The organism is Streptomyces sp. NPDC022552 (assembly GCF_055561875.1).
The window spans coordinates 104,104-120,715 of the sequence record NZ_JBVHGJ010000007.1; the positions used below are offsets into that span (position 1 = coordinate 104,104).

The window sequence follows — 16,612 nt, forward strand, 5'->3', positions numbered from 1 at the left end:
TCGTCGCCGTACGACTGTACGATCGCGGGTCATGACGCACGCCCGTAACGCCGCCATGGCCCTGGTCGCCCTGCTGCTCCTCGTCGCCGGAGCCTGGTCGTCGTGGGGTACGGCGCAGCACGTCCTGCTTCCGAAGGGCCGTGAGCACGGCACGTTGACGGTGACCGGCTGCAACGACGAGACGTGCAGCGGCCGTTATGTTCCGGACGGTCCGCCGTCGTCGCATGCCACCCTGACCATCGCCCGCTCGGTCGCGGCCGAGAAGGGGCAGACGCTGCCCGTGGTGGTGAAGCCGGGGACGAGCGAGGCGGTGCGTGTGGGGTGGGGCGGCGGCCTGCACGCCTGGCTGCCGCTGGGCGGGGCACTGCTGTTGGCGGCACCGCTCATCGGAGGCGGTCTGCGGCTGACGCGAACGGCGTGGTCGATGGCGGGCGTGGGTGGGGCGTTGTTGGTGGGGGCGTTCTTCGCCCTCTGATCGGCATTTTCCGGACATCGTGGCGCGATCCGTCCGGATCGTTATGAACCTTTGGGTTAAGGGTGACTTAAGCGTGCGGATAGGCTGCGTCCGCCACCTCCCACGGCAACCCTCTCATCTCCCAGATGGACGACTGCACATGCGACGATCCCTCATCCCCGCAGCCGCGCTTGTCGCGGCCATGGCGGGCTCCCTGGCCCTCGCCCCGGCGGCCTCGGCCACCGACGGCCCGACGGTCCTCCCCCTGCACCAGGCGAAGGACCTTCCGCTGACCGCTTCGGAGTGGACCGGCGACAAGGAGAAGGTCTGCGGCGACATCCCGACGGGCCAGGACGGCTGGCACTTCGTGCTGCCGGGCAGTGGCAAGGGTGAAAACGCCGTCTTCACCAAGCTGACGGTGGAGTTCAAGCCGGGTGGCGTTCAGACCATCACGGTCTTCGGCCCTCCGTCCGACAAGCACGCCTACGTCGGCTCCGCACCGGGCGCCGAGCTCATCTCGGCATCGGCCGAGGTCAAGGGCACCGCCAAGAAGGAGTGGTTCAACCTCTCCCACACCTGCCCCGCCAGCACCACCCCGACGCCGACGGACACGCCGTCCGAGACCCCGTCCGGCACCCCGTCGGAGACCCCGTCGGAGACCCCGTCCGAGACGCCGTCCGAGACCCCCTCCGGCACGCCGAGCGAGAGCGCCTCGACCGGCACGCCGAGCGAGTCGCCGTCGTCCTCGGAGTCCCCCTCGACGGGTGCGACCCCGTCCGCGTCCACCGGCAGCTCCGACGGTGACCTCGCCGAGACGGGCTCCAGCGCCCCCGTCGGCATCATCGCCGCCGTCGCCGTCGCCCTCGCCGGTGCCGGTTCCGTCCTGGTGATGCGCCGCCGCAAGGCCCAGCAGCACTGAGCACGGTGAAACGAAGTGCCCCCATCGGTCCGGCCGATGGGGGCACTTGTCGTTCACGGGACGGGCGTCAGCCGGTGTTGCGCAGGCCCGCCGCCACGCCGTTCACCGTGAGCAGCAGGGCCCGGGCGAGCAGCGGGTCCGGGTCCTCGCCGCGCTCGGCGGCGGCGCGCTGACGGGCGAGGAGGGCGACCTGGAGGTAGGAGATCGGGTCCAGGTAGGCGTCGCGGATGGCGAAGGTCTGCTGGAGCACCGGGTTGGAGTCCAGCAGCTTCTGGCCGCCCGTCACCTTCAGGACCTCGGCGACGGTGAGCGCGTGCTCCTCCTCGATGGTGGCGAAGACGTGCTTGAGCTCGTCCGGCACCAGCGTGTCGACGTAGTGGCGGGCGATCCGCAGGTCCGTCTTGGCCAGCGTCATCTCGACGTTGGCGAGGAAGTTGCGGAAGAAGTGCCAGCGTTCGTACATCTCGCCGAGGACCGCGTCCAGGCCGGCCTCGCGCAGGGCCTTGAGGCCCGAGCCCACGCCGAACCAGCCGGGGACGATCTGCCGGGACTGCGTCCAGCCGAACACCCACGGGATGGCGCGCAGTCCGTCGAGGCCGGCGCCGGAGTCGGGGCGGCGGGAGGGCCGGGAGCCGAGGTGCAGGTCGGCCAGCTGGTCGACGGGGGTGGCTGCGAAGAAGTACGAGGGCAGGTCGGGGTCCTCGACGAGCCTGCGGTACGCGGTGTGGGCGGCCTCGGAGACGGTGTCCATGGCCGCGTCCCAGCGGGCCAGGGCCTCGTCGGACTGGCGCGGCGCGGTGTGCAGGGCGGAGGCCTGCAGGGTGGCGGCGACGGTCAGTTCGAGGTTCTCGCGGGCCAGGGACGGGATGAGGTACTTGTCGGAGATGACCTCGCCCTGCTCGGTCACCTTGATCTCGCCCTCCAGGGTGCCCCAGGGCTGGGCGAGGATCGCGTCGTGCGAGGGGCCGCCGCCGCGGCCGACGGTGCCGCCGCGGCCGTGGAAGAGACGGAGCCGCACGCCGTACCGGTGGGCGACGTCGCGCAGCCGGCGCTGGGCGCGGTGGATCTCCCACTGGGAGGTGGTGATGCCGCCGAACTTGGAGGAGTCGGAGTAGCCGAGCATGACCTCCTGGACGTCGCCGCGGAGCGAGACGAGGCGGCGGTAGGAGGGGTCGGCCAGCATGTCGTTGAGGATGACGTCGGCGGCCTTGAGCTCGTCGGTGGTCTCCAGGAGCGGCACGATGCCGATCTTGGCCCAGCCGGCGTGCAGGTCGAGCAGTCCGGCCTCGCGGGCGAGCACGGTGGCGGCGAAGACGTCGTCGGCGCCCTGGCACATCGAGATGATGTACGACTCGATGACCTCGGGGCCGAAGCGCTCGAAGGCTTCCTTGATGGTGCCGAACACGCCGAGGGTCTTCTGCCCCGCGGCGTCCAGCGGGGCCGGCGTCGGGCCGAGCGGGCGGCGGGAGCGCAGCTCCTTGGCGAGCAGCTTCTGCCGGTAGTCGCGGGGCATGTCGGCGTACCGCCAGGACTCCTCGCCGAGCCGGTCGAAGAGCTGGCCGAGGGCGTGGTGGTGGGCGTCGGCGTGCTCGCGGACGTCCATGGTGGCGAGCTGGAGGCCGAAGGCGGACAGGGTGCGGATGGTGCGGTCCATCCGGCCGTCGGCGAACAGCGCGCCGCGGTGCTCGCGCAGCGAGGTCTGGATCAGGGCGAGGTCGTGGACGAGCTCGGAGGTGCCGAGGTAGTCGCGGCCGTCCTGGTGCGGGGTGCCCTTGGCGAGGCGCTCGCGGGTGTTGACGAGCTTCTGCCGGATGCAGGTGGCCTTGAGCCGGTACGGCTCCTCGGCGTTGAGCCGCTTGTAGCGGGGGCTGATCTCCGGCAGGCCCTCCAGATCGCGCTGGAGGGAGGTGAGGAGTTCCTCGGTGGCTCCGGCGTAGCGGATGGAGTTGGAGAGGAAGCCGCGCAGCTCGTCGATGAGTTCGAGGGCGTCGGTGATGCCGTGCTCGTGCTGGAGGATCAGCACGTCCCAGGTGACCTGGGGGGTGACGTTGGGGTTTCCGTCGCGGTCGCCGCCGATCCAGGTGCCGAAGGTCAGCGGGCGGGTGCCGGCGGGCAGCTCGACGCCGACGCGCTCCAGTTCCGCGGCGAGGTCCTCCAGGACGTCGCCGACGGCGCCTGCGTGCAGCTCGTCGAGGTAGTAGATGGCGTTGCGGGCCTCGTCGGCGGGCTCGGGGCGGACGACCCGGAGTTCGTCGGTCTGCCAGACGAGGTCGATGTTCTCGGCGAGCCGCAGGTCGTGGCGGCGCCGGTCGGCCTCGATGACCGGGGTCTCCAGGAGGGCGGCGATCCGGCGCAGCTTGTTGAGGACCGAGCGGCGGGCGGCCTCGGTGGGGTGCGCGGTGAAGACCGGCCGTACGTTGAGGTTCCGTACCGTGTCGCGGACGTGCTGCGGGTCGCCGTCCTTGAGCATGTCGGCGGTGCGGGCGAGCAGTCCGCCCTCGGCGGCGCGCTTCTCGCGCATCTCACGGCCACGGTGGACCTGCTCGGTGACGTTCGCCAGGTGGAAGTACGTGGAGAAGGCGCGCACCAGCTTGGTCGCGGTCTCCAGGTCGGTCTCGCCGAGCAGCTCGGCGGCGGCCTCGGTGTCCTCGCGGGTGAGCCGGCGGACCTTCTCGACGAGGTCGAGAAGCTCGTGGCCCTCCTGGCGGACGAGCGTCTCGCCGAGCAGATCGCCCAGTCGGCGGATGTCGGAACGCAGCTCGGCGCTGGCGGTGGGGGTCTGGTCGGCACTGCTCACAGGTGCGGCTCCTTGCAGTGTTCGGGCACATCTGGAGGGGTACTGAAGGCTTGCGGACCGCGCTGTCCGACGCCAACAGGATAGGTGTCCATTCCTTGGACACTCGCTAGCCCCTCGTGTGCCCTCTTGCCGCGCGCCACGGCGCTGCCATACTTACGTCGCCGTAGGTTACGGTCCCGTAGGCGCGGCTCCATTCCCTCACCCTCACCCCCAGGGGACACCCATGACCTCCAGCCCCGAGGTACTCGAACCCACCGGCCAAGACCTCTCCGAACTGCCCTCCGCCACGCTCGGCGGCGACAGCAAGCGGTCCATCGAGCAGATCACGCTGCTGCTGTTCATCACGGTGCCCTTCGTGGCCCTGCTCGCGGCGGTGCCGCTGGCCTGGGGATGGGGGGTGAGCTGGCTCGATCTGGGCCTGCTGGTGGCCATGTACTACATCGGCTGTCACGGCATCACGATCGGTTTCCACCGCTACTTCACGCACGGCGCGTTCAAGGCGAAGCGTCCGCTGCGGATCGCGCTGGCGATCATGGGCTCGCTGGCGGTGGAGGGTCCGCTGGTGCGGTGGGTGGCGGACCACCGCAAGCACCACAAGTTCTCCGACGCGGAGGGCGACCCGCACTCGCCGTGGCGGTTCGGCGAGACGGTGCCGGCGCTGATGAAGGGCCTGTGGTGGGCGCACATCGCCTGGATGTTCGACGAGGAGCGCACGCCGCAGGCCAAGTACGCACCTGATCTGATCAAGGACCCGGCGATCCGCCGCATCTCCCGTGACTTCATCTACTGGACGATGCTGTCGCTCATGATCCCGCCGCTGGTCGGCGGCCTGGTGACGATGTCCTGGTGGGGCGCGTTCACCGCGTTCTTCTGGGGTTCGCTGGTCCGGGTCGCGCTGCTGCACCACGTCACATGGTCGATCAACTCGATCTGCCACGCGGTCGGCAAGCGGCCGTTCAAGTCGCGTGACCGTTCCGGCAACGTGTGGTGGCTGGCGGTCCTGTCGTGCGGCGAGTCCTGGCACAACCTGCACCACGCGGACCCGACGTCGGCACGCCACGGTGTGCTGCGCGGCCAGATCGACTCCAGCGCGCGGCTGATCCGCTGGTTCGAGCAGCTGGGCTGGGCGTACGACGTGCGCTGGCCGAACGCCTCCCGGATCGAAGCCCGGCGCCGGGGCGAGCCCGTCGACGCGGCATGATGGAGAACGTGGCGATCGACGGCAGTACCAGCAGCGAGAACAAACCACGGCGTGGCCGCCGGGTGAGGATGACGGGCGCGGAGCGCCGCGAGCAGCTGCTGGACATCGGCCGGACTCTCTTCGCCGCGAAGGGCTTCGAGGGCACGTCGGTGGAGGAGATCGCGGCGAAGGCCGGGGTCTCCAAGCCGGTGGTGTACGAGCACTTCGGCGGCAAGGAGGGCCTGTACGCGGTCGTGGTCGACCGGGAGATGCGCCAGCTGCTCGACATGGTGACGGGGGCGCTGACGGCGGGGCATCCGCGGGAGCTGCTCGAGCAGGCGGCGTTCGCGCTGCTGGACTACATCGAGCGGTACACGGACGGCTTCCGGATCCTGGTCCGTGACTCGCCGGTGGCGCAGTCGACGGGCACGTTCGCGTCGCTGATCAGTGACATCGCCACACAGGTCGAGGACATTCTGGGTCTGGAGTTCAAGGCCCGGGGCTTCGACCCCAAGCTGGCGCCGCTGTACGCGCAGGCGCTGGTGGGCAGTGTGGCGCTGACGGGCCAGTGGTGGCTGGACGTCCGCAAGCCGAAGAAGGCGGAGGTGGCCGCGCATCTGGTGAACCTGGCGTGGCACGGCCTCGACGGCCTTGAGCAGAAGCCGCGCCTGATAGGCCACCGCAAGTCCTGACCGTCGCGGCCGGGCCCCGGGCCGCCGGCCGCCCGGGCCCTGATCGCCCCGCGGTATTCGTGGGCCCGTTGTCGGTGATCGGCGGTATGCTCCCCTCCACATCCGGGGGGGTGTTCGCCCTTCGTACGCGCGTACGCGTCGTACGGAGGCGTCGCGGACCCCTGCGCCCGGTCCGAAGAATTTTCTGATCCCTGGGGGGGATCTCTTGCGTTCTGTGCACACCACGCGTGCGCGCCTCGCGGCATGCACCGCTCTCGTCCTCTCCGCGGGCATGCTGCTCGCGACCCCGGCGTCGGCCGATCAGCCCACGCCGCACACCGCCGTCGAGAAGCCGGCCTCCGCCTTCACCCCGCCGACGCTGACGCGTCCCTCGTCCGACGCCGCCCGTGCGGGCGGCGCGGCCGCCGACGGTGCCACCGCTGCCGCCCCGCAGCTGTCGGACTTCGACGGCGACGGCATCAGCGACCTGATCTACCGCGCCTGGAGCGGCGACGTGTACACCGCCACGTCCACGGGCGCGGGCGGCCTCGTCACCCTGTACGAGGCGGAGCTGACGAAGGACATCGTCCCGATCGGCAACCAGGGCGGGGACACCAGCGGTCCCGAGGTCCTGATGCTGTCGGAGCAGGGTGTGCTCTCCCTGTACCGGGACATGACCCCCAGCGGCCCGGCGGACGTGCCGTGGCGGGGCACCGGCTGGCAGACGTACAACAAGATCGTCTCGCCCGGTGACGTGAACGCCGACGGCCGCGCCGACCTGCTGGGCCGCGACCACGGCGGCAGCCTGTACCTCTACCTGGGCACCGGCGACCCCACCGCGCCGTTCACCGCGCGCGTGCGGGTCGGCGGCGGCTGGAGCATCTACGACCAGCTCGTCGGCGTCTCCGACAACAACGGCGACGGCAAGGCCGACCTGTACGGCCGTGACACGGCCGGCACGCTGTGGTTCTACGCCGGTACGGGCGACCCGGCCGCGCCGTTCGCCTCGCGCGTGAAGACCGGCAGCGGCTGGAACGTCTACAACCAGATCTTCGCCGTGGGCGACGACAACGGCGACGGCCACACCGAGCTGATCGCCCGCGACACGGCCGGCACGCTCTGGTACTACCTGGGCAGGGGCGACGGCACGCTGGCGCCGCGCTCGCAGTCCAGCGACCCCGGCGGCTGGGACGGCGTCCCGCAGTTCGGCGGCGCGGGCAACATCCCGGTCACGGGCAACAAGGAAGGCCTCCTGGCGCGGGACAAGGCCGGGACGATGTTCTGGTACGGCAGCAGGACCACCGGCAAGCTCGCCTCGCGCAGCCAACTCGGCGACCCGGGCGGCTGGGCGGGCGCCAACTTCACGCACCTGTCCTCCCTGAACCCGGACGGCTCGTCCGACATCGCGGAGGTCTACGAGGGCGGCCTCTACATCCAGGGCGACTACATCGGCGCCGGCTGGGGCGTGTACAACACGCTCGTCGGCGCGGGTGACCTGAGCGGCGACGGCAAGGGCGACCTGCTGGCCCGTGACGGCTCCGGCACGCTCTACCTGTACCGGGGCAACGGCCAGGGCACGGCGTTCGCGTCCCGCGTCAAGGTCGGCGGCGGCTGGGGTGTCTACAACAAGATCATCGGCGCGGGCGACTACACCAACGACGGCCGCACGGACATCGTGGCCCGCACCTCGGGCGGCGACCTGTACGTGTACCCGGGCACGGGTGTCGCGGCCACGCCGTTCAAGGCGCGGGTGAAGGTCGGCAGCGGCTGGAACACGTACGCCAAGCTGGTCGCGCCCGGCGACCTGAACGCCGACGGCAAGGGCGACCTGCTGGGTGTGACGTCGGCGGGCGACCTGTACAGCTACCTGAACACCTCCGCGAGCAAGTTCACCGCGCGGGCCAAGATCGGCAACGGCTTCGGCATCTACAACACGATGTCCTGACGCCCCCGGGGCGGACACGGCACGCGAAGGCGCCCCGCACCGGTCTGCCGGTGCGGGGCGCCCGTGCGTCACGACGCCGTTTCACCGCGCCGCCGTCACGACGGCTTCGTCGCCATCGCGAAGATCCGCCGGAACGGGAAGACCGTGCCGCGCGGGCCCGGCGGGTAGGCGGCGCGCAGCAGGTCGCGGTACTGGGCGAGGAAGGCGTCCGTCGCCTCCTGGTCGCCCTCCAGGGCCGTCAGGACGGGCCGGAGAGCCGTGCCCTTGACCCAGTCGAGGACGGGGTCCTCGCCCTGGAGGAGTTGCGAGTAGGTGGTCTCCCAGACCTCGGTCACGCAGCCGAGGTCGGTCAGGCGCAGGAGATAGTCGGCCGGGTCGAGGATGTGGACGAAGCGGCGCCCCTCGCCGGCGAGACGGGCGCGCCACTGGGGCGTGTCACAGAGTTCGCCGAGCAGTGCGTGGCTGGGCGCGGTGAAGTTGCCGGGGACCTGGAAGGCGAACGTTCCGCCGGGCTTGAGGGCGTCGATCCAGGCGGCGAAGGACTCGGGATGGTTGGGGACCCATTGCAGGGCGGCGTTGGAGACGATCAGGTCGTAGGGCTCTTCCGGGGTCCAGTGCGCCGCGTCGGTCGGGCGGAAGTCCAGCCAGCCGCCGCCGGCCGTGGTGCCCGCCCAGTCCTTCTCGGCCCGTTCCAGCATGTCGGGAGAGAGGTCGAATCCGGTGATGTGGGCGTCGGGCCAACGGTCGGCGAGGAGCACGGTCACATTGCCGGGACCGCAGCCGAGGTCGGCGATCCTGGCCGGGCTGCCCACGGAGGGAAGACGCGGTATTCGGGAGAGCATGTCGAGAAACGGACGGGTGCGGTGGCCGGAATGCCGCAGGTACTGCTGCGGATCCCACGTTGGCGCGGCGGAAGCGGAAGATGGTGCGGAATGCATGTTCGAGCCCCCTTGCTGGAACGAGCTGCCGAAGCGGAACTAGGTCCCGGCCCGGTCCTTCCCCATAGTCCATCCGAATATATCTTGACGTCAAGAGACTTTATGTCAACAGACCCTCTACACTGATCGTCATGGAGGACGAGGTCGACCGGTTGGTCGCTGCATGGCGCCGCGAGCGCCCGGACCTCGACGTGGAACCGCTCGAGGTGCTCAGCCGCGTCTCGCGGCTCGCCCGCCATCTCGACCGCGCACGTCGGCTCGCCTTCGCCGAGCACCAGCTGGAGCCCTGGGAGTTCGACGTCCTCACCTCGCTGCGCCGCGCGGGAGCTCCGTACCAGCTCTCCCCCGGCCAGCTCCTCACCCAGACGCTGGTCACCTCGGGCACCATGACCAACCGCATCGACCGGCTCACCAAGAAGGGCCTGGTGGAGCGGCTCCCCGACCCCAGCGACCGGCGCGGGGTGCTCGTCCGTCTGACGCCCGAGGGGCGTGACCGGGCCGACCAGGCACTCGCCGGACTGCTCGCCCAGGAGCGGGCCATCCTCGCGCAGCTCTCCCGCGCCGAGCGCGGCGAACTGGCGGGGCTGCTACGCCAGCTGACCGCCCCGTTCGACAACATCCCCGGATAGCTCGGCGGGTCCGACCCCGGCGCGGCGCGCCAGCGCGACCGCGGCGAGCGTGGAGTGCACGCCCAGCTTCCCGAGCACGTTCTGCATATGCGTACGGACGGTGTGCGGGGAGAGGAAGAGCCGCTCGGCGACCGCCTTGCGGCCCAGCCCGGCCACCATGCAGCGCAGCACCTCGCGTTCACGCGGGGTCAGCGACTCCACGAGCTGCTCGCTCTCGGTGCGGTGTTTCCGGGCCGCCGTCAGTTCCCGCAGGACGCCGGTCAGCAGCGCCGGCGGCAGATGCGTCTCGTCGCGCAGGACCCCGCGGATCACGGCGAGGAGCCGCTGCAGCGAGCAGTCCTTGGCCACCCAGCCCGAGGCCCCGGCCTGCAGCGCGAGCGCGGCCCGGTGCGGGTCGTCCTTCTCGGCGAGGACGACCGTGCGGACGGAGGGCTGGGTCGAACGGACCCCGGCGACCAGCGAGATGCCGTCGACGACACCCCCGCCGTCGTCCGGTACGGCCTGGGCGACCGTCAGGGAGGCGGCAGGTCCGGCGACCGTGCCCAGGTCGGCGTCGACCAGCATCACGTCGTACCGGCGCCCCTCGGCGACCGCGCGGTCCAGACAGCGCGCGGCGGCCGGACCGCTGCCCGCGGCGGACACGTCGACGTCGGGCTCCGCAGCGAGCGCGGCGGCCAGCGACTCGGCGAAGATGCGGTGATCGTCCACCACCAGGACCCGGATACGAGCCACGGACACCCCCAAGTGTCGAGGAACGGACCGGCGCGGGTACGGCTCCGGGGACGAGGGTCCGTCGATCGCGCGGCCGCCGCCGTGCAGTGACAGTTACCCCGTCCCGGGCGCCGTACCCGACTGGTCTCGCCCCCTGATCAGCACCGGCCCCCACCGGCGCTGTGCATCAGAGTACGGGTGGGGGGCCACAGGGGAAGCCGATTGGGAGAAGTGGCCGAACACGATGGGACTGCTGTGTCACAAGGACACCGTCGCGACAGAAGTCGACAATTCCGAAGGCGTTCTCACCATCCGGCCGCCGGGCACTCCGCCTACGACTCCCGGCGGGCCCCCTCGGAGGGCACGGCGGGGAAGACACGCGGTGCGGTGAACCCGGCCTCGGCGAAGGCCTTCCCGACCGCCGCGGCCACGGAGTCCGCCCGCTCCTGGGCCACAAGGACGACCGCCGAGCCACCGAAACCGCCGCCCGTCATCCGCGCCCCCAGCGCGCCGGCCGCGTTCGCCGCCTCGACCACGAGGTCCAACTCGGGGCAGGAGACGCGCAGATCGTCCCGGAGCGAGGCATGGCCCTGATTGAGGACGGGACCGACGGCCGCCGCGTCCCCGGCGTCGAGGAGGGCGATCGTCCGCTCGACCCGCTGATTGTCCGAAACCACGTGCCTGACATAGCGGCGAACCGATTCCTCGCTCAAACGCGCGAGGGTGTCGGGCAGTTGCACGTACGGGACTTCGCGCAGCGTGCGCACACCGAGCGCCCGCGCGCCTGCTTCGCACCCGGCGCGTCGCTCCGCGTACGCGCCGTCCCCGAGCGCGTGCCTCACCCGCGTGTCCACCACGAGGAGCCGCAGCCCCTGCGCGGCGAGGTCCAAGGGCACCTGCCGGTACGAGAGGTCCCGGGTGTCCAGGAAGAGGGCGTGGCCCTCGATCGCGCACGCGGACGCCATCTGGTCCATCACCCCGCACGGGACGCCGACGAAGGCGTTCTCGGCGCGCTGGGCCACGACGGCGAGCTCGGGGCGGGAGAGCCCGAGGCCGAAGAGGTCGTTCAGGGCGAGCGCGGTCACGACCTCCAGGGCGGCGGAGGACGACAGGCCCGCCCCGGTCGGCACGGTCGACGCGAGGTGGATGTCCGCCCCGGTGACCGGGTGCCCGGCCTCGCGCAGGGCCCACAGGACACCGGCCGGGTAGGCGGCCCAGCTCGCGCCGGAACCGCCCGCGAGCGGGGCGAGCGGTTCCAGCGCGTCCAGGTCGAGCCGGGTGATCCCGCCCCCGACGTCGGCGGAGTGGACCCGCAGCACCCCGTCGTGGCGCCGGGAGACGGCGGCGACCGCGGTGTGCGGCAGGGCCAGCGGCATCACGAAGCCGTCGTTGAAGTCGGTGTACTCACCGATCAGGTTGACGCGTCCGGGGGCGGCCCAGACCCCCTCGGGCGCCGCCCCGTACAGCGCTTCGAACTCGCCCGCCACGCTCATCCGCGCTCCCGTTCCCGCTCCTGGGCGAACGCCCAGGCGTCCGAGACGATGTCCGCCAGGTCCGGGCGGGACGGAATCCAGCCGAGCCGCTCACGCGCGGCCTCGGCCGAGGCGACGAGGACGGCGGGGTCGCCGGCCCGGCGCGCGGCCATGATCTCGGGGACCGGGTGGCCGGTCACCTTGCGGACGGTCTCGACGACCTCGCGCACGGAGAAGCCGTTGCCGTTGCCGAGGTTGCAGATCAGGTGCTCGCCGGGGGTCATGGCGTCCAGGGCGAGGAGGTGGGCCTCGGCGAGGTCGGCGACGTGGATGTAGTCGCGCACGCAGGTGCCGTCACCGGTCGGATAGTCGTCGCCGTACACGCTGATCGCCTCGCGCCGGCCGAGAGCCACCTCCAGGACGAGCGGGATCAGGTGCGACTCGGGCTCGTGCCGCTCCCCGCAGGCGCCGTACGCACCGGCCACGTTGAAGTAGCGCAGCGAGACCGCGGCCAGCCCGTGGGCTGCGCACTCGCCGCCGATCATGTGGTCGACGGCCAGCTTGGAGGCGCCGTAGGGGCTCGTCGGGGCGGTCGGCGCCGACTCCGTGATCGGGACGGACTCCGGCTCGCCGTAGGTGGCGGCCGTGGAGGAGAAGACCAGCCTGCCCACGCCCGCGGTGCGCATGGCGGCGAGCAGGGCCATCGTTCCGCCGACGTTGTTCTCCCAGTACTTCTCGGGCTTGGCGACCGATTCGCCGACCTGGGAGAAAGCGGCGAAGTGCAGCACGCCGTCGTAGGAGCCGTCGAGCCACGTGGCGGCGTCCTGGATGCGGCCCTCGATGAACTCCGCGCCGGCCGGGACGCCTTCGGCGAAGCCGGTGGAAAGGTCGTCGAGGACGGTCACCTCGTGACCCGCCTCGATCAGATGGCGCGCGACCGTGCTCCCGACGTATCCCGCGCCGCCGGTCACCAGGTATTTCGATGTCGCAGCCGTCACTTGCCTGCCACCTCTCGGAGTCGTTCGGCCGCCGCCTCCGGCGGTACGTCGTTCATGAACGCGCCCATGCCGGACTCGGTGCCCGCGAGGTACTTCAGTCTGCCGGGCGCCCGGCGGACGGTGAAAAGCTCCAGGTGCAGCCCGAACTCCTCACGGTCCGCGCCGGTGAACGGCGCCTGGTGCCAGGCGGCGATGTACGGCGTGGGCGGCTCGCCGGGTCCGAAGATCCGGTCGAAGCGCCTCAAGAGTTCCAGATAGATCTGTGGGAAGGCTGTGCGGGCCCCCTCGTCGAGCGCCCGCAGGTCGGGCACCCGGCGGGTGGGGTGGAGATGGACCTCGTACGGCCAGTGCGCGGCGTACGGCACGAAGGCGATCCAGTGCTCGCTCTCCAGGACCACGCGGCCCCCGTCCCGCCGCTCACGGGCGACGACGTCGTCGAAGAGGTTGCGTCCGGTGCGGGCGCGGTGCTCGGCGGCCTGGCGCCGCATCAGGGCCGTACGGGGGGTGACGTACGGGAACGCGTAGATCTGGCCGTGGGGGTGGCCGAGGGTGACGCCGATCTCGGCGCCGCGGTTCTCGAAGCAGTAGACCTGCTCGACGCCGGGCCGCTCGGCGAGTTCGGCCGTCCGGTCGGTCCAGGCGTCGAGGACGAGCGCCGCCCGCTCGGGGGTGAGATCGGCGAAGGAGGCGTCGTGGTCGGAGGTGAAGCAGACGACCTCGCACCGGCCGTTCTCCCCGGCGAGCGAGGGGAACCGGTTCTCGAAGACGGCGACGTCGTAGTCCGCGGCCGGGATCTCGCTCAGCAGGCCGTCGCGGGACGGGCAGAGCGGGCAGGCGTCGGCCGGCGGGTGGTAGGTCCGGCCTTGGCGGTGCGAGGCGACGGCGACGAAGTCCCCGAGGAGCGCGTCGTACCGGATCTCGGAGGCGGAGGAGACGGGGTCGAGCTCTCGGGCGTCTACGGCGTCCCGGACGGCGTCGTCCCGCGCGTCGTAGTAGATGAGCTCGCGCCCGTCGGCGAGGGTGGTGACGGTCTTCTTCACGGGGTGTCCTCAGACGGGGAACCAAACAGAACCACGCACAAGGAACCACAATCAAACATCATGAGTCAACGGTGAGCGCGCATCGCGCAGGTTGACGTCGGATGCGTCAGGCCGCGGACGCGGCTAGGGGTACGCGCGACAGATGACCGTCACGGATACTCGCTGCGGGCTCCCGGCACCGGGGCGCGGTCCAGCAGGCCCGTGCGCGCGGCCAGCGCCGCCGCCTCGAGCCGCGACCCCACACCCAGCTTCATCAGCACCCGCTGCACATGGGTGCGCGCCGTGCTCGGCGCGATCCCCATCCCGGCGGCGATCAGCCGGGTGTCCTCGCCCTCCGCCACCCGGACCAGGACCTCGACCTCGCGCGGCGTCAGCATCCGCAGCAGCCGCTGCCCCTCGTCGTCGGGCTGCGCCGCCGGGTTGAGCAGCTCCGTGAAGGCCCCCTGGAGGAGCTGCGGCGCCACCGCCGACTCCCCCGCCCGCGCCTTGATCAGCGCCCGCTCGACGCCCTCGATGCGCTCGTCGTGCCGTACGTATCCGGAGGCGCCGGCCGCGAAGGCCGCCGCGATCCCGCGCGGCGAGGGCACAGGGCCCAGCACGACCACGGCCACCTGCGGCCGCTCCCGCTTGATCCGTACGATCGGGTCGAAGGCCCCCGGCTCCGCCGGGGCCGCCGTGCCCAGCAGGCACACCTCGGGCGCCCGGCTCACCACCAGCTCCGCGGCGCCCGCGACCGGGGCCGCCGCCGCGAGCACCCGGTGCCCGCGCAGTTTCAGTGCCGAGGCCAACGCCTCGGCGAGCAGTCGGTGGTCGTCGACCACCATGAGCCGCACGCCCATCGAGCAACCCCTCAGTTCCCCCCTGGAGCCGTCCCCCGGCCCCAGCCACTCCGATGACCCGGCAAACTACACGCTTGTCCCCCCAGACTGTCGAATACTCACCCAACAGGGGCCCACGCAAACAGCCCGGCGCGTCGAGTGATTCGACGCGCCGGGCTGTGCTGCCGTGCGGCACGGGTCAGCTGGTACCGAACGCCAGTGCCAGGTACTCCTTGTCGCTCGTCGAGGACGACTCGCGCGGCTTGCTCAGGTTGACGGCGGAGATGAACATCCGGCCGTTCGCGTAGAGCATCTCGGAGTAGTCCGCCGAGAAGCTGCCCTCGGCGTCCCGCACCGTCTTGTCCGACGGGTTCTCCAGGAGCAGCGTCGACTTCATGGTGCCGCCGTCGATGGAGACGATCTGACCGCCCTTGTCGTACGGCGGGGCCTTGTACGCGATGATGTTGCCGCCGTCCATGCGCAGCGGGATCAGCGTGTACCGGTCACCGGCGTCGGCCTTCTCGGGGGCCTGCTTCCCGGTGGTCAGGTCGAACGACAGGATCTCGTTCGTCTCGTCGCCGTACTCACCGGTGGAGCCCTCGTGCTCCTCGGTGGGCAGGTAGAGCCGGCCGTTGCCGACGACGACCTTGCTGCACGTCTCGACCTCGGTGGAGCGGCAACGGCCCGCGAAACGGTCCGCGTTCGCCGCGATCTTGACCTTCAGCTTGCCGGTCTTCTCGTCGATCGAGAAGAAGTCCGAGATGCCGCTGCCGTCACCGGCGGTGTCGCCGACGTCGGCGGCGACCACGAGCGGCTTGGTCGAGACGACCGCCGCGTACTCCACGCCCGTGGGCATCTTGTACTGGGAGATGGGCTGGCCCGTCGTCGGGTTGAGGTTCTGGATGACGACGTACTGGCTGCCGTACGAACCGCACTTGCGCGCCGCGACGAGGCCCTCGCCGCCGCCGTAGCCCATGTCGTAGCAGTCCTGGGCGTTGGCCTGGGGCTTCCAGCGCGGGTTGCCGTTGGCCAGGTCGAAGGCGGCGCCGCCGTCGGTGCCGCCGGCCGCGACGGTCGTGCCGCTGAGGGTGACTTCGCTGAACTTGGCCTTGTCGTCGCCCGCGTTGCCGCCGGTGACGGAGGTGGACCACACCAGCTTGCCGGTGGTCAGGTCGATGACGCCGACCTCGGTGCACGGCTGGTAGAACTTCGGCCCGACACGCTTGGTCGCCTCGAAGAGGATGGCGGTCTTGTTGTCGGCGGTGGTGTGGCGCGAGGTGCCGCAGACCTGACCGGGCAGGGGCAGGGTCCAGACCGGGGTGCCCTTGTCGAGGTCGTAGCCGACGATCGAGTTGACGCCGGTCTTGACGTACGCCTTGTCGGTGATCCAGGAGCCGCCGACGTCGGTGATGTCCTCGACCTTGGGCTCGGGGAGCTGGAACTTGAGCGTGGCCTGCGTGTTGCCCGGCACCTTCTCCTTGCCGTTGCCGCCGAGGCCGTTGCCGCCCTTGTTCTGCTCCTGGGTCGAGCCGGTGGTCCCTCCCGCGGTGTCGTTCTCCTCGCCGCCGCCGGAGTTGGCGTACCAGATCCCGCCGCCGACGATCAGGGCGACGGCGACGACGGCGGCGATGACGATCTGCATCTGCGCGGACAGCTTCTTGCCGCCACCGGGGGCCACGGGCGCGGGCTGCTGCGGATAGCCGTACGGCTGCTGCGGCTGGGTGGGGTACCCGTAGGGCTGCTGCGGCTGCTGCGGGTAGCCGTACTGCGGCTGCGTCGGCGGCTGCTCCGGCTGCGGGTAGCCGTACTGCGGCTGCGTCGGCGGCTGCTCCGGCTGCGGGTAGCCGTACTGCGGCTGGGTCGGCGGCTGCTGGGGGTAGCCGTACGACGGCTGGTTCGGCGGCGGCGTGGGCGCGCCGAACCCCCCGGGCGGCGGGTCCTGCGGCGCACCGAACCCGCCCTGCGGCGGCTGGTTCGGCGGTGGGCCCGGGGGCTGGCTGGGCGGGGGCGGCGGCTGCGTCATGGTGTGGATACCTCTGA

The 16,612-nt window shown here is 71.4% G+C and carries 14 protein-coding genes; 6 read left to right on the plus strand and 8 right to left on the minus strand.

Features of this window, described 5'->3' with window-relative positions; all coding sequences use genetic code 11:
- The first annotated feature begins 31 nt into the window (after window positions 1-31).
- Both ACZ3OF_RS20125 and ACZ3OF_RS20130 read left to right on the plus strand, forming a co-directional pair.
- Window positions 32-475, plus strand: coding sequence for a hypothetical protein (locus ACZ3OF_RS20125; protein ID WP_361671959.1), 444 nt, complete (start codon window positions 32-34; stop codon window positions 473-475).
- Window positions 476-614: 139 nt separating this feature from the next.
- Window positions 615-1,373, plus strand: coding sequence for an LPXTG cell wall anchor domain-containing protein (locus ACZ3OF_RS20130; protein ID WP_361671957.1), 759 nt, complete (start codon window positions 615-617; stop codon window positions 1,371-1,373).
- 67 nt (window positions 1,374-1,440) lie between these two features.
- Here the strand turns inward: ACZ3OF_RS20130 and ppc are convergent, their stop codons facing one another.
- Window positions 1,441-4,170 carry a phosphoenolpyruvate carboxylase gene (gene ppc, locus ACZ3OF_RS20135; RefSeq protein ID WP_361671954.1) on the minus strand — a complete coding sequence of 910 codons (2,730 nt, stop codon included), beginning with the start codon at window positions 4,168-4,170 and terminating at the stop codon, window positions 1,441-1,443.
- Window positions 4,171-4,393: 223 nt separating this feature from the next.
- On the opposite strand from ppc, the gene ACZ3OF_RS20140 reads away from it, so the two are divergent.
- The 3 genes from ACZ3OF_RS20140 (at window position 4,394) to ACZ3OF_RS20150 (ending at window position 7,966) form a co-directional block, all read left to right on the plus strand.
- Window positions 4,394-5,371: an acyl-CoA desaturase gene (locus ACZ3OF_RS20140; protein ID WP_361671952.1), complete on the plus strand. Its 978-nt coding sequence runs from the start codon at window positions 4,394-4,396 to the stop codon at window positions 5,369-5,371.
- Complete coding sequence (locus tag ACZ3OF_RS20145; protein ID WP_361438535.1) at window positions 5,368-6,042, plus strand: TetR/AcrR family transcriptional regulator; 675 nt, start codon at window positions 5,368-5,370, stop codon at window positions 6,040-6,042. Before ACZ3OF_RS20140 ends, ACZ3OF_RS20145 begins: the two co-directional genes overlap by 4 nt.
- Window positions 6,043-6,256: 214 nt before the next feature.
- The gene (locus tag ACZ3OF_RS20150; RefSeq protein WP_361671950.1) at window positions 6,257-7,966 is read left to right on the plus strand and encodes a VCBS repeat-containing protein; all 1,710 of its coding nucleotides are present in this window, start codon (window positions 6,257-6,259) and stop codon (window positions 7,964-7,966) included.
- Window positions 7,967-8,061: 95 nt separating this feature from the next.
- Here the strand turns inward: ACZ3OF_RS20150 and ACZ3OF_RS20155 are convergent, their stop codons facing one another.
- Entirely contained in the window at window positions 8,062-8,904 is an 843-nt protein-coding gene (locus ACZ3OF_RS20155; protein WP_361671948.1) for a trans-aconitate 2-methyltransferase, read from the minus strand.
- 131 nt (window positions 8,905-9,035) lie between these two features.
- Here ACZ3OF_RS20155 and ACZ3OF_RS20160 point away from each other — a divergent pair, with 131 nt between their 5' ends.
- Window positions 9,036-9,533, plus strand: a complete 498-nt coding sequence (locus tag ACZ3OF_RS20160; RefSeq protein ID WP_361671946.1) for a MarR family winged helix-turn-helix transcriptional regulator — start codon at window positions 9,036-9,038, stop codon at window positions 9,531-9,533.
- Here the strand turns inward: ACZ3OF_RS20160 and ACZ3OF_RS20165 are convergent.
- From ACZ3OF_RS20165 to ACZ3OF_RS20190, 6 genes are all read right to left on the minus strand, one after another.
- Window positions 9,492-10,265 carry a response regulator transcription factor gene (locus ACZ3OF_RS20165; RefSeq protein WP_361438528.1) on the minus strand — a complete coding sequence of 258 codons (774 nt, stop codon included), beginning with the start codon at window positions 10,263-10,265 and terminating at the stop codon, window positions 9,492-9,494. The genes ACZ3OF_RS20160 and ACZ3OF_RS20165 overlap by 42 nt on opposite strands.
- 311 nt (window positions 10,266-10,576) lie before the next feature.
- Window positions 10,577-11,737, minus strand: a complete 1,161-nt coding sequence (gene galK, locus ACZ3OF_RS20170) for a galactokinase (RefSeq protein WP_361671943.1) — start codon at window positions 11,735-11,737, stop codon at window positions 10,577-10,579.
- On the minus strand, window positions 11,734-12,714 hold the full coding sequence (galE, locus tag ACZ3OF_RS20175) for a UDP-glucose 4-epimerase GalE (RefSeq protein ID WP_361671941.1): 981 nt from the start codon (window positions 12,712-12,714) through the stop codon (window positions 11,734-11,736). Before galE ends, galK begins: the two co-directional genes overlap by 4 nt.
- Complete coding sequence (galT, locus tag ACZ3OF_RS20180) at window positions 12,711-13,754, minus strand: galactose-1-phosphate uridylyltransferase (RefSeq protein ID WP_361671939.1); 1,044 nt, start codon at window positions 13,752-13,754, stop codon at window positions 12,711-12,713. Before galT ends, galE begins: the two co-directional genes overlap by 4 nt.
- Window positions 13,755-13,903: 149 nt before the next feature.
- Window positions 13,904-14,593, minus strand: coding sequence for a helix-turn-helix transcriptional regulator (locus tag ACZ3OF_RS20185; RefSeq protein ID WP_260230064.1), 690 nt, complete (start codon window positions 14,591-14,593; stop codon window positions 13,904-13,906).
- 178 nt (window positions 14,594-14,771) lie between these two features.
- Window positions 14,772-16,595 (minus strand): outer membrane protein assembly factor BamB family protein, encoded by a 1,824-nt coding sequence (locus ACZ3OF_RS20190; protein ID WP_467305967.1) that lies wholly within the window; start codon window positions 16,593-16,595, stop codon window positions 14,772-14,774.
- Between the last annotated feature and the right edge of the window lie 17 nt (window positions 16,596-16,612).